Below are 18,902 nucleotides of genomic sequence, written 5' to 3' on the forward strand. Positions count from 1 at the left end.
TGTCGCTCAGCCTATTTAGGCTGGGCGAATCAGTCTAATCATTGAAAAATTTATATAGGTGAACAAATGGGTCACGCAGAAAGCAAATTTCAAGCAGCAAACATCGCAATACTAACCGTTTCAGATACGCGTACAGAAGAAAATGACACGTCAGGTGGTTACTTAGCTGAGCATGCGAAAGAAGCGGGTCACAACGTGGTTGATAAGCAAATCGTTATTGACGACATGTACAAGATCCGTGCGATCGTATCTAAGTGGATCGCTGATGAAAGCGTACAAGCGATCATGATCACAGGCGGTACGGGTTTTACTTCTCGTGACAGCACGCCTGAAGCGCTTAAGCCACTATTTGACAAAGAAGTAGAAGGCTTTGGTGAGCTATTCCGTCAAGTATCTTACGAAGAGATCGGTACGTCGACAATTCAATCTCGTGCGATTGCGGGCTTTGCTAACCACACAGTAATCTTTGCGATGCCAGGTTCTACAGGTGCTTGTCGCACGGGTTGGACTAAGATCATCAAGCAACAGATAGATGCTAGCCACCGTCCTTGTAACTTCATGCCACATCTTTCTGTATAAGGTGGTTTGAGCATGAGCCAATTTACCCACATTAATGCGTCTGGCGAAGCGAACATGGTCGATGTATCGGCTAAAGCAGAAACGGTACGTGAAGCGAGAGCGGAAGCTTTCGTTCAAATGTCAGCAGAAACGCTAGAGCTGATTGTTTCTGGTAGCCACCATAAAGGTGATGTTTTCGCAACGGCACGTATTGCTGGTATCCAAGCGGCGAAGAAAACGTGGGACTTGATTCCATTGTGTCACCCTCTACTACTAACTAAAGTAGAAGTGCAGCTTGAAGCTATCGAGTCTGAAAACAAAGTACGTATCGAATCAGTATGTAAGCTAGCTGGTAAGACAGGTGTAGAGATGGAAGCGCTAACGGCTGCTTCTGTTGCTGCACTGACGATTTACGATATGTGTAAAGCTGTTCAGAAAGACATTGTTATCGAGAACGTACGCCTGTTAGAGAAGACGGGTGGTAAATCAGGACACTTTAAGGTGGAATCATGATTACTGTACTTTTCTTTGCTCAAACTCGTGAACTTGTCGGTGTCGATAGCGTTGAAGTTGATGCGCAGTTCAAGACGATTGAAGCGATTCGCAGCCACCTTGTTACTCAAGAAGGTAAATGGGACATCGCTTTGGAAGAAGGAAAACTTCTGGCTGCACTTAACCAGTCAATTGTACCTTTGACGACTGAAGTGAAAGATGGCGATGAAGTGGCTTTCTTCCCACCGGTTACTGGAGGTTAGCCATGAATGACTCTCGAGTTATTGATCCAAGAGTATTAGTTACTGCTGAAGATTTTTCTGTGGGTGGCGAATACGATTATCTAGCTCAAGGCACATCTGCGGGAGCGGTTGTGACGTTTGTTGGTAAAGTTCGTGACATGAACCTTGGTGATAACGTGATTGGTCTATCTCTAGAGCATTACCCCGGTATGACAGAGAAGTTGCTGAGCGAGATCTGTGATCAAGCAGAAGCGCGCTGGCCTATTCAGAAGATACGAGTGATTCACCGTGTTGGTGACCTAGATATCGGTGACCAGATTGTTTACGTTGGTGTATCAAGTGCGCACCGCGGTGCGGCATTCGAAGCGTGTGAGTTTGTGATGGACTTCCTGAAAACCAAAGCGCCGTTTTGGAAAAAGGAAAGAACGACAGAAGCGACTCGTTGGGTTGATTCTCGCGATTCAGACGCGAAAGCTGCAGAGCGCTGGGAAAAATAAGCTCTCTAGCAAGTTTCAGTAAAGTTAATTTAAAAAAGCCGGCATCATTGTCGGCTTTTTTACGTTTTGTAACTATTAAAGATAGCGAAGTATGCTTACGTTGTTATGGTTCTTTATGCATAACTTGTGAGTGTGTAGTCAATCAGTATTATGCGCTTATATTTATAGGCTTTTACTCTGTTTTTTGTAGAGTGATATTTCTCACACTTAGAGGAACTTGGTTAGGATATATGTGAGTCAGAATTAGATTTCATGTGTCATTAATGTTAATTTCTTGGTCTTGTTTTAGCATAAGATGCTATAAACAAGAATCAAGCTAGTTTTATTAACATTAATGGTTTTTTACCATTGTTTGATGCTTGTTAAATCACTATTAATCTTTGTTTTGGCGGAATATTACACTAACTTATTGATGTTTTCGGGGAGTTATCCGATTCCATGCCAGTTTTTTATGGAAAATTACTTCAATGATTGCTAGTGTGTTCCGCAATCTTTGTAAGGTTTTAGATTTTTATGCTTAAATTTTGAGCAAAATAAATCTAAATCACTATCCGTTTAGTACGCCGAACAAAGAAGTCATGGATGCAAAATAAAAACTTGGAGTTTAATGCATGTACAAGAATAAAATCACTCAAGCCCTTCTTCTAGGTGCTGGTTTGGCAATGGCTGCCACTTCTACTACAACAATCGCAGCTGACGTACCTGCTGGTACAGAATTGGCAAAATCTCAGGATCTCGTTCGTGGTAACGGTACTGAGGTAGCGACAATTGACCCGCACAAATCTCAAGGTGTACCAGAATCACACGTAATTCGTGATTTACTTGAGGGACTAGTGAACCAAGACGCAGATGGTAACACCATCCCTGGCGTTGCGAAAAGCTGGGAAACGACAGACAACAAAACTTTCACATTCCACCTTCGTGATGATGCTAAATGGTCTAACGGTGACCCAGTTACTGCAGAAGACTTTGTATACAGCTGGCAACGTGCTGTAGACCCTGCAACTGCATCGCCTTACTCTTGGTATATGGAATATACTAAGATGGTTAACGCGAAAGACATCATCGCAGGTAAAAAAGACAAGAGCGAACTAGGTGTTAAAGCACTAGATTCTAAGACTCTTGTTGTTGAACTAGAAACAGCAGTACCTTACTTCGTAATGATGACTGGTCATACAACGACTAAGCCTGTGCACAAAGCAACTGTTGAAAAATACGGTGATCAGTGGACTAAGCCTGAGCATTACGTTGGTAACGGTGCATTTGCAGTTGATAAGTGGGTTCTTAATGAGCGTTTAGTTCTTAAACGTAATGAACAGTACTGGGATAACGACAAAACAGTTCTAAACAGCGTTACGTTCTTACCAATCGAGAACCAAGTAGCTGAAATGAACCGTTTCCTTTCTGGTGAACTAGATTTCTCTTCTTCGGCTCTTCCTGTTGAGCACTTCAAACGTCTTAAGAAAGAATACCCTGAATCAGTTTCTGTTGAAGGTAGCTTGTGTACTTACTACTACTCATTCAACACTAAGAAGAAGCCTTTTGATGATGTACGTGTTCGTAAAGCAATTTCATATGCTATTGACCGTCCAATCGTAACTAACGCGATTCTTGCTCAAGGACAAAAACCAGCTTACTTCCTAACTCCTGAAATCACAGCTGGCTTCAACCCTGAGCTTCCAGCTTACGCTCAACTATCTCAAAAAGAGCGTAATGCAGAAGCAGCACGTCTACTTGAAGAAGCAGGCTTTGGTAAGGATAACCCTCTAGAGTTTAGCCTTCTTTACAATACAAACGAAAACCACAAGAAAATTGCAGTAGCACTTGGTTCTATGTGGAAGAAAACATTAGGTCTTAAAGTAACTCTTGAGAACCAAGAGTGGAAAACATACCTATCTTCTAAAGACCAAGGTGATTTCGAAGTATCACGTGCTGGTTGGTGTGGTGACTACAATGAAGCATCTTCTTTCCTAACTCTAATGGTTAGTAAGAATACAACGGCTGGTCAGCACTGGGCTAACCCAGAGTATGATGCAATCATTGATAAAGCATTGTCTTCAACATCTGAAGAAGAGCGTACCGCTCTATACATGCAAGCAGAAGATCTAATTGCTAAAGATATGCCAATTGCGCCTATCTACCAGTATGTTCGTGCTCGACTGCTATCTCCTCAAGTTGGTGGCTTCCCTGCTAACAACGCTGAAGAGAAGATCTACTCAAAAGATCTTTATATCAAAGCTAAGTAACTTCTAAGCTTATAAAACTATAAAAAATCTAGGTACTGTATGTGATTCATCACATGCAGTACTTATTCAATCTATAATATTTAGATTGGTTTCATTAATTTATTGTCACAGACTGAAAGAGTGAGTTTATGCTTAAATTCATCGCAAAAAGGATATTTGAAGCGATTCCAACCATGTTGGTATTGATTACTATATCTTTCTTTCTTATGCGCTTTGCGCCAGGAAACCCGTTTTCAAGTGAAAAACCATTGCCACCAGAAGTAATGGCTAACATTGAAGCAAAATATGGCCTAGATAAGCCAGTATTCGAACAGTACACTACGTATCTATTTAATGTCGTTCAGGGCGACTTTGGTCCATCTTTCAAATACCTAGATTACTCGGTAAATGAATTGATTTATGGAGCACTTCCTGTATCAGCAAAAGTAGGTTCAATCGCCTTCCTCTTTACTATTATTATGGGGGTATCGGTCGGAACCATTGCGGCACTGAAGCATAATACCTGGGTGGACTACACCATAATGTCTACCGCCATGCTCGGGGTGGTCATGCCGTCCTTTGTATTGGCACCCGCACTCATTTACTTATTCTCCTTATATTGGAATATCTTCCCTGCTGGTGGTTGGCATGGCGGAACCTTTATATACATAGTCTTACCTGTTATTGCGATGTCTTTGCTATACGTAGCTACATTTGCTCGTATCACTCGCGGCAGCATGATTGAGACGCTGAACAGTAACTTTATCCGTACTGCTCGTGCAAAAGGTTTAAGTTACCCATATATCGTTTTAAAGCATGCACTTAAGCCTGCAATGCTTCCTGTAGTTTCTTACATGGGGCCTGCTTTCGTAGGTATCATCACAGGTTCTGTTGTTGTTGAAACTATCTTTGGTCTTCCAGGGATTGGTAAGCTATTCGTAAACGCAGCATTTAACCGTGATTACTCGCTAGTAATGGGTGTAACCATTTTGATTGGTTTCCTATTCATCTTATTCAACGCAATTGTTGATATTTTGCTAGCAGTAATTGACCCGAAAATTCGCTACTAACAGGGACGTATGGTTATGTTGACGAAAAAAGAAAACTTAGATGCGATTGAAAAATTTTCTGAAAATTTAGAAATTGAAGGTCGTAGCTTGTGGCAAGACGCCCGTATCCGTTTTATGCGAAATAAAGCGGCAATGGTGAGTCTATTTATCCTGACGCTAATGGTGCTTGCGGTTACATTTTTACCGATGTTAGCGCAGTATGCTTATGATGATACTGACTGGTATGCAATGCACGTAGGTCCAAATGCAGACCACTGGTTTGGTACTGATAGCCTTGGTCGTGATTTATATGTACGTACTTTAATTGGTGGACGTATATCACTAATGGTAGGTGTGCTAGGTGCGTTTGTTGCAGTACTTATTGGTACACTTTACGGTGCTGCATCAGGTTTCATCGGTGGACGTACTGACCGTGTGATGATGCGTATCCTTGAAATCCTTTACGCTGTTCCATTCATGTTCCTAGTTATCGTACTAGTAACATTCTTTGGTCGTAATATTGTACTAATCTTTGTTGCCATCGGTGCTATTGCTTGGCTAGATATGGCTCGTATTGTACGTGGTCAAACGCTGAGTTTACGTAGTAAAGAATTCATTGAAGCTGCCCATGTTTGTGGCGTTAGTAAATGGAAGATCATTACACGTCATATCGTTCCAAATGTATTAGGTATTGTAGCGGTTTACTCAACTCTACTAATCCCAAGTATGATTCTTACTGAATCATTCTTATCTTTCCTTGGTCTTGGTGTTCAAGAGCCTATGACAAGTTGGGGCGCGTTGTTACAAGAAGGTTCGCAAACGATGGAAGTTGCTTTATGGCAATTGTCTTTCCCTGCGGCGTTCATGGTAATCACTTTGTTCTGCTTCAACTATGTTGGTGATGGCCTGCGCGATGCGCTGGATCCAAAAGACAGATAAATAAAATAGCAAATAAAAGCTATAAAAGATTAAGGAAGCAATGATGAGCTTATTAGATGTCAAAGATCTGCGCGTCGAATTTACCACGCAAGATGGTATCGTAACCGCAGTTAATGATCTGAACTTCTCCCTAGAGCAAGGTGAAACCCTTGGTATCGTAGGTGAATCAGGTTCAGGTAAATCACAAACTGTATTTGCATTAATGGGTCTACTGGCTAAAAACGGTATTATCTCAGGAAGCGCACAGTTTGAAGGTAAAGAAATTCTGAACCTTCCAGAAAAAGCACTGAATAAAGTTCGTGCTGAACAGATCGCAATGATCTTCCAAGATCCAATGACTTCACTGAACCCTTATATGAAAGTATGTGATCAGTTAATGGAAGTACTTATGCTACATAAAGGCATGGGTAAATCAGAAGCATTTGAAGAATCAGTAAGAATGCTTGAAGCGGTAAAAATCCCTGAAGCTCGTAAGCGTATAACTATGTACCCACACGAGTTTTCAGGTGGCATGCGTCAACGTGTAATGATTGCTATGGCACTTTTATGCCGTCCAAAGCTATTGATTGCAGATGAACCTACTACGGCTCTTGATGTAACTATTCAAGCTCAGATCATGGATTTGTTGAATGAACTTAAAGATGAGTTCAATACTGCAATCATCATGATTACTCACGATCTAGGTGTTGTTGCTGGCTCTTGTGACAAAGTGTTAGTTATGTACGCAGGTCGTACAATGGAATACGGCACTGTAGATGAAATTTTCTATAAGCCAAGCCACCCTTACGCAGAAGGGCTTCTTAAAGCTATTCCTCGTTTGGATACTGAAGGTGAAATTCTACCGACTATTCCAGGAAACCCACCAAACCTATTACGTCTGCCAACTGGTTGTCCTTACCAAGACCGTTGTCACCGCGTGGTAGATCGTTGTAAGCAGGAAGCACCTATTCTTCAACCATTTGGCGATGGTCGTCAGCGTGCTTGTTTTTCTGACTGGGAGACTTGGACAAAATGAGTGTAGATAAAAAACTTTTATTAGATATTAGTGACCTAAAAGTTCACTTTAGTATTGCATCAAAATCAGCTTGGCCATGGGCTAAGCCATCGAACCTTAAAGCTGTAGATGGCGTGAATGTTCGTTTATTTGAAGGTGAGACGTTAGGTGTAGTTGGTGAGTCTGGATGTGGTAAGTCAACTTTTGCTCGTGCAATTATTGGTTTAGTTGAAGCGACTGAAGGTGAAGTACTTTGGTTAGGTCAAGACTTGACGAAAATGCAAGAAGTTCAACGTCGTGAAACGCGTAAAGATATCCAGATGATTTTCCAAGATCCTCTAGCATCTTTGAATCCGCGTATGTCAGTTGGAGATATTATTGCTGAGCCTCTAGAGACTTTTTACCCAGAGCTTTCTAAAACTGAAGTTAAAGATCGCGTTAAAGAAATGATGGCGAAAGTAGGTTTGTTACCTAACGTAATTAACCGTTACCCGCATGAGTTTTCAGGTGGTCAATGTCAACGTATTGGTATTGCACGTGCTTTAATTCTGAAACCACGCATGATCATCTGTGATGAACCAGTATCGGCACTTGATGTTTCTATTCAAGCTCAAGTTGTTAACTTGTTGAAAGAGCTACAGAAAGAACTAGGTCTTTCATTGGTTTTCATCGCGCACGATTTGTCTGTTGTGAAGCATATTTCTGACCGTGTTCTGGTAATGTATTTAGGTAATGCGGTTGAGCTTGGTGAGTCTGATGCTCTTTTTGCCGACCCTAAACACCCATATACTAAAGCGCTTATGTCGGCAGTGCCGATCCCAGATCCGCATCTTGAACGTAATAAGAAAATTCAGATGTTAGAAGGGGATCTACCTTCTCCGATTAATCCGCCTTCAGGCTGTGTTTTCCGTACTCGTTGCCCACAAGCAACAGAAGCTTGTGCGCAAAATAAACCTCATATCCAAGGTAATGATGTACACGCTGTTTCTTGTCTACATGTTGAAGTTTAATAGCTAACGCACAAATATCGATTCAGCCTGTGACAGGCTTAAGCGCGATTCTTTTAGGGTCGCGCTTTTTTTATCTAAGTAGATAGTCATTTCAGCCACCTCTTGTTCAGATTTTTTGAATAACTGAGCCTAATTCTTATGGTTTTTTAATTATTAGACACTTTTTATAATGATTTAACTCAGTGTAGAAGTTCGTTCAAAGATTGGAGATCGATATGGGAAAGTTAGTTGAAGGTGTTTGGCACGATGTTTGGTATGACACCAAAGAAAGCGGTGGTAAGTTTATACGAGAAGATTCGGGGTTTAGAAATTGGATTGAAAATACCCCGTCAGCGAAGTATCAGCCTGAATCTGGACGTTATCATTTATATGTTTCACTGGCGTGCCCGTGGGCGCATCGAACCTTGGTCTTCCGTGAGTTAAAAAAACTAACCGACCATATTGATGTCACTGTTGTCTGCCCTGATATGATGAATGAAGGATGGCAAATGGGGCTACCAGAGCCTTTATTTGGTCATACTCGTATGCACCAAATCTACACTCAAGCCAAACCTGACTATTCAGGTCGAGTGACGGTTCCAGTGCTATGGGACAAGAAAACCAATACCATAGTGAGTAATGAATCCTCTGAAATTATTCGAATGTTTAACTCAGCATTTGATGAGCTTACAGGCAATACTGACGACTTTTATCCTAGAGCGTTACAAAAAACGATTGATGAATGGAATGACTATATCTATCCGAGTATCAATAACGGTGTTTATCGTACGGGTTTTGCTACAACTCAAGAAGCGTATGAAGAGGCATATGACGCGTTATTTGAAGCCTTAGACAAAGTCGAAGCTCACCTTAGTGACCACCGTTATTTAGCGGGTAATGATATTACAGAAGCAGATTGGCGATTGTTTACGACTCTAGTTCGATTTGACGCGGTGTATGTTGGTCACTTTAAGTGTAATAAGCAGAGAATTGCTGACTACGTCCATATTCAAGGCTACCTAAAAGAGCTTTATCAGATAGAAGGCATAAAAGAGACGACTGACTTTTATCACATCAAGCGCCACTACTATTATAGCCACACAGGGATTAATCCGACTCAAGTAGTACCTAGTGGTCCTAGTTTAGATCTAGAATCAGCTCATGGTCGTGACGAGTTGTAAAATACTTCACCATAGTTTTACTTCCCAAATATACAAAAAGGCACGCTATTAGCGTGCCTTTTTAATTGGAGAGCGTAAGAAACTAAAATTAGTTTACTACTTTCTCTTCAGCTTGAGCAGCTTGGTCTGCTTGGATAGCCGTAAGAGCTACAGTGTAAACGATGTCGTCTACTAGAGCACCACGAGACAAGTCATTTACTGGCTTGCGCATGCCTTGAAGCATAGGACCGATAGACACTAGGTCTGCTGAACGCTGTACAGCTTTGTAAGTTGTGTTACCAGTATTTAGGTCTGGGAATACGAATACTGTCGCTTTACCTGCAACTGGAGAGTTAGGCGCTTTAGAAGCAGCTACGTTTTCCATGATAGCAGCGTCGTACTGTAGAGGACCGTCGATCACTAGATCAGGACGTTTCGCTTGAGCAAGTTTGGTTGCTTCACGCACTTTATCTACGTCTGCACCCTTACCAGATTCACCAGTAGAGTAAGAGATCATAGCAACGCGCGGGTCGATACCGAATGCCGCAGCAGAATCTGCAGATTGGATAGCGATTTCAGCAAGCTGTTCGGCTGTTGGATCTGGGTTGATCGCACAGTCACCGTATACAAGCACTTGATCAGGCAGAAGCATGAAGAAGATTGAAGATACGATAGAAGCATCAGGAGCAGTCTTGATGATCTGGAACGGAGGAACGATTGTGTTTGCTGTTGTGTGAACAGCACCAGATACTAGACCGTCAACTTCACCAGCTTCAAGCATCATAGTGCCTAGGAATACTGAATCATCTAGCTTCTCACGAGCAACAACTTCAGTCATACCTTTAGCGCCACGAAGTTCTACTAGACGAGCTACGTAGTTTTCGCGAACTGATGCAGAATCGATGATCTCAACGCCAGCACCTAGCTCAACACCTTGTTGTGCAGCAACACGACGGATTTCGTCTGGGTTACCAAGAAGTACACAAGTTGCAATACCGCGTTCAGCACAGATAGAAGCTGCTTTAACAGTACGTGGCTCATCACCTTCTGGAAGAACGATACGCTTAGCCGCTTTACGAGCAAATTCAGTTAACTGGTAACGGAATGCTGGTGGGCTCAGACGACGAATACCTTGAGTTCCTTCAGATAGAGAGTCAATCCAAGGACCATCAATGTGGCTTGCAACGTGATCATTAACGAATTCGATACGCTCTTTATCATCTGCAGGAACTTCTAGGTTGAAGCTCTGTAGGTTAAGAGACGTCTGCCAAGTGTTACCTTGAGCTTTGAAGATCGGTAAGCCTGAAGCGAATGCAGGAGCACAAAGGTTAGCAATGCTCTCTGGGATGTCGTAACCGCCAGTCAGAAGGATTGCCCCAATCTCAACACCGTTTTTCGCAGCAAGAGCTGCAGCAACGATAACATCAGGACGGTCTGCAGAAGTTACCAGCAGAGAGCCAGGTTTGAAGTGCTCAATCATGTGCGGTAAAGAACGTGCACAGAAAGTGATGCTCTTAATACGACGAGTTGAGATTTCACCTTCATTAACGATATCAGCGTTAAGGTGCTTAGCCATATCAACTGCACGAGTTGCGATTAGGTCGATGCTCCATGGCACGCAACCAAGAACACGAATAGGGCTAGAGTTGAAGATTTGCATTACTTCAAGGTTTGCTTGCTGAGCGCTATCTGCATCATCGAAGATTTCAGATAAGTCAGGGCGAGTACGACCAGCTTCATCAACAGGAGCGTTAAGCTTGTTGATGATTACGCCTTTGATGTTCTTGTTCTTAGTACCGCCGAAGTTAGAACATGCTACTTCGATACGCTCTTTAAGTTGCGTAGGGTTGTCTGTACCAGGAGTCGCAACGAATACGATCTCTGCACCTAGTGTCTTAGCGATTTCCGCGTTCACTTGGTTAGCAAATGGGTGCTTACGAGTAGGAACTAGACCTTCGATTAGCGTTACTTCTGCGTCTTTATTGATTTTGTTGTATTGCTCAACAACAGACTCTAGAAGCTCATCCATTTTTTCGCTACCGATCAAAGCTTCAGCTTTAGTCATTGCGATTGGCTCACCAATCTTAATGTCGCTGTTTGCGCTGATGATAGTAGATGTTAGATCTGGTTGGTTACCACCGCTGCGAGGCTGAGCGATTGGCTTATAGAAAGAAACACTTACGCCCTTACGCTCCATAGCGCGAAGAACACCCATGCTTACACTAGTAAGACCAACACCAGCGCTTGTAGGGATAAGCATAATAGTACGTGACATTGACGAACACCTTTGACTATTGGAAATAAAAAAAGCTCAACTGCTATTCCCACCGATATTTAAATTGGGGTAGGAATAGAAGTTGAGCCCCATTTTCTTGATATGAAAAACTGACTAGCTTCGAGTGAAGCTAGTCAGGAAAATCAATTAAAGACCTGCTAGTTTCGCAGTGTCTTCAGCAATTACTAGCTCTTCGTTAGTAGAGATAACCATTGCAGGGATACGGCTGTTAGCTGTAGTAATAGTACCTTCGCCGCCGAAACGAGCTTTAAGGTTAGCTTCACCGTCAACTTCGATGCCGAAGATGCCCAGGCGGTTAAGAACCATTTCACGGATTGGACCAGAGTTCTCGCCGATGCCGCCAGTGAAAGTGATTGCGTCCAGACGACCTTCTAGAGTAGCAGTGTAGCCAGCAACGTACTTAGCTAGACGGTGACAGAACACGTCCATTGCACGAGTTGCTTCTTCTTTCTCACCGTAGTTGTCTTCAACGAAACGACAGTCAGAAGTCACTTCAGTTAGACCAGCAAGACCAGACTCTTTAGTTAGCATGTTGTTGATTTCTTCAACAGAGTAACCAAGAGCGTCGTGTAGGTGGAAGATGATCGCAGGATCTAGGTCACCACAACGTGTACCCATTACAAGACCTTCAAGAGGAGTAAGACCCATAGAAGTATCTACAGATTGACCGTTCTTGATTGCACATACAGAAGCGCCGTTACCTAGGTGACAGTTAATGATGTTAACTTCTTCAACTGGCTTGTTTAGTAGGCCTGCAACTTCACGAGTGATGAATAGGTGAGAAGTACCGTGCATGCCGTAACGACGGATGCCGTGCTCTTTGTACAGGTTGTACGGTAGAGCGTATAGGTAAGACTCAGAAGGCATTGTTTGGTGGAACGCAGTGTCAAAAACAGCAACGTTTTGTAGACCAGGGAAGTTCTGTTGAGCAGCTTCGATACCGATAAGGTGCGCAGGGTTGTGAAGAGGTGCAAAAGTTGCAGCGTCTTGGATACCCTTAAGTACTTCATCAGTGATAAGTGCTGATTTAGTGAACTGCTCGCCACCGTGAACGATACGGTGACCGATAGCGCCAAGGTTAGCTTTAAGCTCAGGCTTAGAAGCAAGAATAGTTTCTACCATGAAAGATAGTGCTTCTACGTGAGCTGCGCCCGCGCCTAGTTGTGCTTCGTGCTTGCCATCAAGTTTCCACTTCATACGAGCTTCTGGAAGACCTAGACACTCAGCAAGACCAGTTAGGTGCTCAGCACCTGTTTCTGCATCAACTACAGCAAATTTAAGAGAAGAACTACCACAGTTTAAAACTAAAACTAGCTTAGACATTAATGACTACCTGTTTATTTTTCTGATCGAAATCAGTTAAGGATGAAAATTAATCTCAAGAATAGACGAAGCACGGTAGCTTGCGTACTAACCTTGGTCAAAAAAACGTTAATTTCCGTATTAAAGTGAAAGCGCACTTTTTCAGAAAAGAGGCTTTTGCATTCCTTGCAGAAGTCGTCCCAAAGTTGCTTAAATTGTAAATAAGGGCAACAATGAGATTGAGGTCTGCAAATAATAGCGATATTGTGCAAATATAACAAAAAAATTTGAAAGAATATTATTTTTCGTCAATTTTTTGTGTTTTTAGTTGATTATTTCAACTTTTTTTTAATGGGAGACTCATATGAGTAATAGAGTTGGTTTAGCTAGTAGTTTAAAAGATGGCCAAAAATATATGGATCTCTGGCCTGTTCGAAAAGAGTTAAACGCTATCTTCCCTGAGCAGCGCATCATTAAAGCTACACGTTTTGGTGTAAAAGTGATGCCTGCGATAGCTGCTATTAGTGTTCTTACACAAATGGTCTTCAATAATTACCAAGCGATGCCGCAAGCTGTAGTCATGGCGTTGTTTGCTATCAGTTTGCCACTTCAAGGCATGTGGTGGTTAGGTAACCGCTCGAATACTAAACTCCCACCAGCTTTGGTTTCGTGGTATCGAGAACTGCATGAGAAGATCAGTGAAACAGGTTTTGCGCTGGAACCAATGAAACCACGTCCACGTTATAAAGAGTTGGCGATTATTTTGAACAGAGCATTTCGTCAATTAGATAAATCTTCAATGGAACGTTGGTTCTGAATATTTTTCTATCAAAGCGGCAAGCTGATCTATAAATGGAGTAAGTAAAGTTTGACTTAACTTACTCCTTTAAAAATAATCTTCGCATCTTCGCATCTTCGCATCTTCGCATCTTCGCATCTTCGCATCTTCGCATCTTCGCATCTTCGCATCTTCGCATCTTCGCACCTTTCAATTGAACAAAACCACTTCGATCTCCTTTTGTTGCTTTTATGTTAATTCTTTCTTTCTTTGTTCTTACGTAACTGGTAATAATATTATTAGATGCACAAAAAGTGCACAAAGTTTAACGTCGTTAAAGACAACCACAACATCAAATAATCAAATTGCTGAAATCAAGGAGTTAAGATGAAAGCAGGTAAAATTATCGCAACCGCCGTTCTTGCAAGTGCAGTATTGCTGTCTTCTACCAGTATTATGGCAAAAACGGCAAAAGTGGCTGTGTCACAGATAGTAGAGCACCCAGCGTTAGATGCCGCTCGGCAAGGATTGCTAGATGGTCTTAAAGCGAAAGGATACGAAGAAGGTAAGAACTTAGAGTTTGACTATAAAACCGCCCAAGGAAATCCAGCGATTGCTGTACAAATTGCCCGCCAATTTGTAGGTGAAAACCCAGATGTACTAGTCGGGATTGCTACCCCTACAGCACAAGCATTAGTCTCTGCGACTCGTTCAATCCCGGTTGTATTTACTGCGGTAACCGATCCTGTTGGTGCTAAGCTCGTTAAGCAATTAAAGAAGCCTGGAAAAAATGTTACAGGGCTTTCTGATTTGTCACCGGTAAGCCAACATGTTTCTCTAATCAAAGAAGTTCTACCAAATGCCAAATCGATTGGTGTCGTGTTTAACCCTGGTGAGGCGAACGCCGTTACGTTGGTGGAACTACTTAAAGATGCGGCAAAAGCGCAAGGTTTGACTGTTGTTGAGGCTACGGCTCTTAAGAGCGCTGATGTTAAGTCTGCCACTCAAGCGATTGTCGCGAAATCAGACGTAATTTATGCCCCTACAGATAATACGGTAGCCAGCGCGATTGAAGGTATGATTGTGGCGGCTAACCAAGCCAAAACACCGGTATTTGCTGGTGCGACGTCATATGTAGATAAAGGTGCTATTGCTGGTCTAGGTTTTGATTATTACCAGGTTGGCGTACAAACTGCTGATTATGTAGCAGCAATTTTGGATGGTGAAAAGCCGGGAACATTAGATGTAAAAGTTGCTAAAGGGTCTGATCTTGTAGTGAATACAACAGCAGCGAAGAAGCTTGGTATTTCTATTCCTAAATCAGTCACTGAACGCGCAACTAGCGCTAAATAATGAGCTTATCTGAGCCAACAGGCAGTTTTTTTGAATAAATACTCCGTTGGCTTTTTTACTTTATAAGTAAAGGAGTAGATATGTCTGCTTTTGCATTTTTTGGAGCATTAGAAATAGGGCTGCTATATGGTCTTGTTGCTCTTGGAGTGTACCTCACATTTCGTGTCCTCGATTTTCCGGATCTCAGTGTTGATGGCAGTTTCCCTATGGGTGCGGCCGTCGCGGCAACGGCTATTGTAGCTGGAATAGACCCTTGGATAGCGACTGGTATGGCGATTGCTGCCGGCGCCGCTACTGGTTGGGTTACCGCTTTTCTCGCAGTACGATGTGGGATTTTGCACTTGCTAGCGTCAATTTTAACGATGATCGCTGCTTTTTCTATCAACATTAGAATTATGGGGCGTCCTAATATTGCATTGTTAGGAGAAGAAACGATTCTTACTCCATTTGAAATGCTTGGCGACCCGATGTATATCCGTCCACTAGTGGTCGGCGTTCTTGTCTTAGTCTCTGCTTGGTTTATTGTTCGCCTGTTAAATAGTGATTTTGGGCTGGCTTTGAGAGCAACTGGTGTTAATTCGCGAATGGTGTCAGCTCAAGGTGGAAGTACATCGTTTTACACATACTTTGGTCTTGCGTTATCTAATGGTTTTGTTGGGTTCTCAGGGGCTCTTTTTGCACAAACGAACAGTTTTGCGGATGTAACTTCTGGTGTAGGAACGATTGTGGTTGGTTTAGCTGCCGTTATCTTAGGGCAAACACTTATTCCCGGGCGTAAAATTTGGGTAGCAGTGACGGCTGTTATTGTTGGATCTGTTTTGTATCGTCTAGCGGTTGCATTTGCACTTAGCTCTGGCATGTTCGGACTACAAGCATCTGATCTTAATTTAGTGACGGCGGTGTTGGTTGCTGTTGCATTGATAGCACCCAAAATTAAAGGGAACCTAAAGGCAAAAAAGCGCTATAGCGGTGCCCAAGCCCAAGCCCAAGCCCAAGCTCAAAATCAAGCAAAGCAAGCAGGACAAAAAACAGCAGCTACAGTGACAAAAACGGGAGAAGTAACATGATCAACTTAGAAGACATTCAAGTTACTTTTAACCCCGGAACTATATTGGAAAACCGAGCGCTAAGAAGTGTCAGCCTCGAGGTTCCTGAGCATCAGTTTTTAACTGTGATTGGTTCTAATGGCGCAGGTAAATCAACTCTTTTGGGCGCAGTAACTGGTGAGACACCTATGGTGGGTGGGCAAGTCATCATCAATGGCTTGGATGTTACTCGCCAAACTGTTGACCAACGAGCTGCTCAGTGTGCTCGAGTGTTTCAAGACCCGCTAGCAGGAACATGCGGCGATCTCACAATAGAAGAGAATATGGCTCTTGCGTATATGAGAGGCAAAAGGCGAGGGTGGAGTCTATCAATCTCTTCTAAGCGAAAAAAAATCTTCCAAGATCGGATAAGCATCCTTGGTTTAGGTCTTGAAGATAGGCTCGGGGATAATATTGGTTTGCTTTCTGGTGGACAACGTCAAGCCGTTAGCTTAATCATGTCTACCCTTTCCGATAGTAAGCTACTATTACTAGATGAGCATACCGCCGCTCTTGATCCAAGAATGGCTGCTTTCATCATTGATTTAACCAAGAAGGTCGTCGAAGAATTTAACCTGACGGTCATGATGGTAACGCATTCGATGAAAGATGCGCTCGCTTGCGGTGATAGAACCGTGATGCTTCATCAGGGGGAAATCGTTCTCGATGTGTCTGGGAACCAAAGGGCGACTATGCAAGTACCTGATCTACTCGAAATGTTCTCTAAGGTGCGTGGGGAGGAGCTTGCAGACGATAGCTTATTGCTCAATTAAATCTTTTTAGTTATGTAGCCCTACAAACCGTGATCCCTTTTGTCATAACGTATTTTTACACTTGTGGCCAAAGGGATTTTTATTATCTTAGGCAATATTATTCTTTAGTGAGTCTTTTGTATGTTGCCATTTCTATTTCATTCTCAAACCCTAGACGGGGTGACGTTTGAGAATGCTCATCTAACTGTTCTCCTTAAAACTGATAAGCCAGACTGGGAAAGCATCCAAGTTCGTCATGAACCTGATAACGAAGAATATCTAGTCGACTTAATTAAAGTTGGTGAAGAAGGTCGGCTGACCATTTGGCAAGGTACTTTCCCGATTAACCAAGACCAACCTGTGACTCATTACGCTTTCAAAGTGACAAGTGAAAAATCGCAGTTTTGGTTGGATGGAAGTGGAATTCATACTCGAATGCCCGGTCGCGAAGGGCATTATAAATTTAACGCACTAAATCAGCCACCAAGTTGGATTGCTGAGCAGACATTTTACCAAATCTTCCCTGATCGCTTTTGTAATGGAAACCCAGAGATAAGCGTAAAGACAGGTGAATATAAGTTAAAAGATGGCAAAGTCGACGCTGTAGCTAAACCATGGGGCTCGGATATTAGAGGCTATAACGGTACCAGTGCAGCTGAATTCTTTGGTGGTGATTTGGCAGGCATACGCCAGAAGCTTAACTACCTAGAAGAGCTTGGTGTCTCCACTTTATATCTTAATCCAATTTTTTGCTCTCCAAGTAACCATAAATACGACACCACGGATTACTTGAATGTTGATCCGCATTTAGGAAGTAACCAAGAGTTTGCTGAGTTGAGTGAGGATATTCACCAACGAGGAATGAAAGTTGTGCTGGACGCTGTGTTTAATCATACGTCTTCAGAGCATCCTTGGTTGGATAAGTTACAAAGAACGAAAACAGGAGCTTACCTTAACCCTGAATCCCCATACTCTGATTATTATTTCTTTAATGATGACAAGTCTGAAAGTTATGTGGGGTGGAAAGGCATTCAATCTTTACCAGTACTGAATTTCGATAAATCTGAAGTAAGGGAATATATATATGAATCAGAGGATTCAGTAATCAAGCATTGGTTAAAGCCACCTTATAATATTGATGGTTGGCGTTTCGACGTTATTCATATGCTTGGTGAAGGGGAAGGAGCAAAAAATAACGCTCATTATGTTAAAGCCTTCCGTTCGGCAACCAAGCAACAAAACCCCAATGCGTACGTATTAGGAGAGCACTTTTTTGAAGCGACATCTTGGTTGCAAGGAGATCAAGAAGATGGGTCGATGAACTATTATGGTTTTGCTCACCCAGTTCGTGCATTACTTGCTAACCAAGATATTGCTTACCAACCTATAAATATCGATATGCTTGAGTTTACACAATGGTTAGCTGAATCCAGATCGAAAATCCCATGGTTGAATCAGCTTTCGCAACTTAATCAACTTGATAGCCACGACACAGCTAGGTTTATTACTTTATTAGGTAGTGATGTGGCTCGTCAAAAAATCGCACTAATGTTCCTTATGACGTATGTAGGGGCTCCATGCTTGTACTATGGAACAGAAGTTGGCTTAGAAGGCGGGCAAGATCCTGATAATCGTCGCTCTTTCCCTTGGGGCGAAGAAAAGCAATCTCCATGGTTTAAGATTACTCAATCTCTGGTTCAAATTCGAAAGCAAAACCCAAGTTTACAGGTTGGCAGTTTTGTTGAGCTTTATTGTGACCAAGAAACATTGGTATTCGCTAGAAGCTTAGGTCATGAACATACGATATCTGTTATCAACTTGGCTGATAAAGAAAAAGTAGTTGCAATTCCGTTTTGGAAGTTAGGTATAGAAGCCGGTCAACTTAAGGCTCTGATTGGTTATGGGCTAGAAAGCCGAGACTCATTAAATGGGTCAACTGTTACAAACGAACTTAACGTTATCGAAGGTGAGATAAACTTTACTGTAGGTTCTGTTGAAAGTGGAATCTTCAGTATTACTTCGTCGCTTTAAGGATTATTAGTAAGGCGCAATAAGAAATTAGAATAGCTTTGTTGCCGGTAAGTTATTTTAATTGGGCTTAAAACGTCCATTAAAGAATCAAATTTATTATTTTTCTGTGTGACGAATGGACATGATAAATGTCATTTTTCTGTTAACTTTTAGATATTTA

Annotated in this window: 17 protein-coding genes; 15 read left to right on the top strand and 2 right to left on the bottom strand. The window is 42.3% G+C overall.

Going from position 1 to position 18,902, the window contains the following annotated elements; all coding sequences use genetic code 11:
* The first annotated feature begins 66 nt into the window (after window positions 1–66).
* The 10 genes from moaB (at window position 67) to L4C37_RS05590 (ending at window position 9,166) form a co-directional block, all read left to right on the top strand.
* Complete coding sequence (moaB, locus tag L4C37_RS05545; RefSeq protein WP_429768078.1) at window positions 67–579, top strand: molybdenum cofactor biosynthesis protein B; 513 nt, start codon at window positions 67–69, stop codon at window positions 577–579.
* A gap of 12 nt (window positions 580–591) precedes the next feature.
* Window positions 592–1,071 (top strand): cyclic pyranopterin monophosphate synthase MoaC, encoded by a 480-nt coding sequence (gene moaC, locus L4C37_RS05550; protein ID WP_004734026.1) that lies wholly within the window; start codon window positions 592–594, stop codon window positions 1,069–1,071.
* Window positions 1,068–1,313, top strand: a complete 246-nt coding sequence (gene moaD, locus L4C37_RS05555; protein WP_004737346.1) for a molybdopterin synthase sulfur carrier subunit — start codon at window positions 1,068–1,070, stop codon at window positions 1,311–1,313. Before moaC ends, moaD begins: the two co-directional genes overlap by 4 nt.
* Before the next feature lie 2 nt (window positions 1,314–1,315).
* On the top strand, window positions 1,316–1,789 hold the full coding sequence (moaE, locus tag L4C37_RS05560) for a molybdopterin synthase catalytic subunit MoaE (protein WP_429768079.1): 474 nt from the start codon (window positions 1,316–1,318) through the stop codon (window positions 1,787–1,789).
* Between the two features lie 611 nt (window positions 1,790–2,400).
* On the top strand, window positions 2,401–4,035 hold the full coding sequence (locus tag L4C37_RS05565) for an ABC transporter substrate-binding protein (protein WP_273295733.1): 1,635 nt from the start codon (window positions 2,401–2,403) through the stop codon (window positions 4,033–4,035).
* Between the two features lie 128 nt (window positions 4,036–4,163).
* Window positions 4,164–5,084: an oligopeptide ABC transporter permease OppB gene (oppB, locus tag L4C37_RS05570; RefSeq protein ID WP_137372387.1), complete on the top strand. Its 921-nt coding sequence runs from the start codon at window positions 4,164–4,166 to the stop codon at window positions 5,082–5,084.
* A 15-nt stretch (window positions 5,085–5,099) separates the two neighbouring features.
* Window positions 5,100–6,002 carry an oligopeptide ABC transporter permease OppC gene (gene oppC, locus L4C37_RS05575; protein ID WP_137372388.1) on the top strand — a complete coding sequence of 301 codons (903 nt, stop codon included), beginning with the start codon at window positions 5,100–5,102 and terminating at the stop codon, window positions 6,000–6,002.
* A 43-nt stretch (window positions 6,003–6,045) separates the two neighbouring features.
* Window positions 6,046–7,017, top strand: coding sequence for an ABC transporter ATP-binding protein (locus L4C37_RS05580; RefSeq protein ID WP_167493995.1), 972 nt, complete (start codon window positions 6,046–6,048; stop codon window positions 7,015–7,017).
* Window positions 7,014–8,006, top strand: coding sequence for a murein tripeptide/oligopeptide ABC transporter ATP binding protein OppF (gene oppF, locus L4C37_RS05585; RefSeq protein WP_276607185.1), 993 nt, complete (start codon window positions 7,014–7,016; stop codon window positions 8,004–8,006). Before L4C37_RS05580 ends, oppF begins: the two co-directional genes overlap by 4 nt.
* 215 nt (window positions 8,007–8,221) lie before the next feature.
* Complete coding sequence (locus L4C37_RS05590; RefSeq protein WP_372267795.1) at window positions 8,222–9,166, top strand: glutathione S-transferase family protein; 945 nt, start codon at window positions 8,222–8,224, stop codon at window positions 9,164–9,166.
* Window positions 9,167–9,254: 88 nt separating this feature from the next.
* On the opposite strand, the gene pta is transcribed toward L4C37_RS05590, so the two are convergent.
* A complete protein-coding gene (gene pta / locus L4C37_RS05595; protein WP_137372392.1) occupies window positions 9,255–11,420 on the bottom strand; it encodes a phosphate acetyltransferase in 2,166 nt (721 codons plus the stop codon).
* A gap of 147 nt (window positions 11,421–11,567) precedes the next feature.
* Window positions 11,568–12,764 (bottom strand): acetate kinase, encoded by a 1,197-nt coding sequence (locus tag L4C37_RS05600; protein ID WP_102514399.1) that lies wholly within the window; start codon window positions 12,762–12,764, stop codon window positions 11,568–11,570.
* Window positions 12,765–13,107: 343 nt separating this feature from the next.
* On the opposite strand from L4C37_RS05600, the gene yfbV reads away from it, so the two are divergent.
* The 5 genes from yfbV to malZ all read left to right on the top strand — a co-directional run bounded on the left by yfbV (window position 13,108) and on the right by malZ (window position 18,742).
* The gene (yfbV, locus tag L4C37_RS05605) at window positions 13,108–13,560 is read left to right on the top strand and encodes a terminus macrodomain insulation protein YfbV (protein WP_137372394.1); all 453 of its coding nucleotides are present in this window, start codon (window positions 13,108–13,110) and stop codon (window positions 13,558–13,560) included.
* A 348-nt stretch (window positions 13,561–13,908) separates the two neighbouring features.
* On the top strand, window positions 13,909–14,874 hold the full coding sequence (locus tag L4C37_RS05610) for an ABC transporter substrate-binding protein (protein ID WP_429768080.1): 966 nt from the start codon (window positions 13,909–13,911) through the stop codon (window positions 14,872–14,874).
* Window positions 14,875–14,954: 80 nt separating this feature from the next.
* Window positions 14,955–15,941, top strand: a complete 987-nt coding sequence (locus tag L4C37_RS05615; protein ID WP_429768081.1) for an ABC transporter permease — start codon at window positions 14,955–14,957, stop codon at window positions 15,939–15,941.
* Window positions 15,938–16,732 (top strand): ABC transporter ATP-binding protein, encoded by a 795-nt coding sequence (locus tag L4C37_RS05620; RefSeq protein WP_429768082.1) that lies wholly within the window; start codon window positions 15,938–15,940, stop codon window positions 16,730–16,732. Before L4C37_RS05615 ends, L4C37_RS05620 begins: the two co-directional genes overlap by 4 nt.
* A gap of 120 nt (window positions 16,733–16,852) precedes the next feature.
* A complete protein-coding gene (gene malZ / locus L4C37_RS05625) occupies window positions 16,853–18,742 on the top strand; it encodes a maltodextrin glucosidase (RefSeq protein WP_429768083.1) in 1,890 nt (629 codons plus the stop codon).
* The last annotated feature ends 160 nt before the right edge of the window (window positions 18,743–18,902 follow it).

Source organism: Vibrio kagoshimensis (assembly GCF_050337535.1).
Classification (GTDB): domain Bacteria; phylum Pseudomonadota; class Gammaproteobacteria; order Enterobacterales; family Vibrionaceae; genus Vibrio; species Vibrio gallaecicus.

What these genes read in the sequence shown, in the direction of transcription:
- yfbV (WP_137372394.1), top strand. Translation starts at nt 13,108, where the DNA reads ATGAGTAATAGAGTTGGTTTAGCTAGTAGTTTAAAAGATGGCCAAAAA.
- moaD (WP_004737346.1), top strand. Translation starts at nt 1,068, where the DNA reads ATGATTACTGTACTTTTCTTTGCTCAAACTCGTGAACTTGTCGGTGTC.
- L4C37_RS05580 (WP_167493995.1), top strand. Translation starts at nt 6,046, where the DNA reads ATGAGCTTATTAGATGTCAAAGATCTGCGCGTCGAATTTACCACGCAA.
- moaE (WP_429768079.1), top strand. Translation starts at nt 1,316, where the DNA reads ATGAATGACTCTCGAGTTATTGATCCAAGAGTATTAGTTACTGCTGAA.
- malZ (WP_429768083.1), top strand. Translation starts at nt 16,853, where the DNA reads ATGTTGCCATTTCTATTTCATTCTCAAACCCTAGACGGGGTGACGTTT.
- pta (WP_137372392.1), bottom strand. Translation starts at nt 11,420, where the DNA reads ATGTCACGTACTATTATGCTTATCCCTACAAGCGCTGGTGTTGGTCTT.
- moaC (WP_004734026.1), top strand. Translation starts at nt 592, where the DNA reads ATGAGCCAATTTACCCACATTAATGCGTCTGGCGAAGCGAACATGGTC.
- L4C37_RS05565 (WP_273295733.1), top strand. Translation starts at nt 2,401, where the DNA reads ATGTACAAGAATAAAATCACTCAAGCCCTTCTTCTAGGTGCTGGTTTG.
- L4C37_RS05590 (WP_372267795.1), top strand. Translation starts at nt 8,222, where the DNA reads ATGGGAAAGTTAGTTGAAGGTGTTTGGCACGATGTTTGGTATGACACC.
- oppC (WP_137372388.1), top strand. Translation starts at nt 5,100, where the DNA reads ATGTTGACGAAAAAAGAAAACTTAGATGCGATTGAAAAATTTTCTGAA.
- L4C37_RS05615 (WP_429768081.1), top strand. Translation starts at nt 14,955, where the DNA reads ATGTCTGCTTTTGCATTTTTTGGAGCATTAGAAATAGGGCTGCTATAT.
- moaB (WP_429768078.1), top strand. Translation starts at nt 67, where the DNA reads ATGGGTCACGCAGAAAGCAAATTTCAAGCAGCAAACATCGCAATACTA.
- L4C37_RS05600 (WP_102514399.1), bottom strand. Translation starts at nt 12,764, where the DNA reads ATGTCTAAGCTAGTTTTAGTTTTAAACTGTGGTAGTTCTTCTCTTAAA.
- L4C37_RS05610 (WP_429768080.1), top strand. Translation starts at nt 13,909, where the DNA reads ATGAAAGCAGGTAAAATTATCGCAACCGCCGTTCTTGCAAGTGCAGTA.
- oppF (WP_276607185.1), top strand. Translation starts at nt 7,014, where the DNA reads ATGAGTGTAGATAAAAAACTTTTATTAGATATTAGTGACCTAAAAGTT.
- oppB (WP_137372387.1), top strand. Translation starts at nt 4,164, where the DNA reads ATGCTTAAATTCATCGCAAAAAGGATATTTGAAGCGATTCCAACCATG.
- L4C37_RS05620 (WP_429768082.1), top strand. Translation starts at nt 15,938, where the DNA reads ATGATCAACTTAGAAGACATTCAAGTTACTTTTAACCCCGGAACTATA.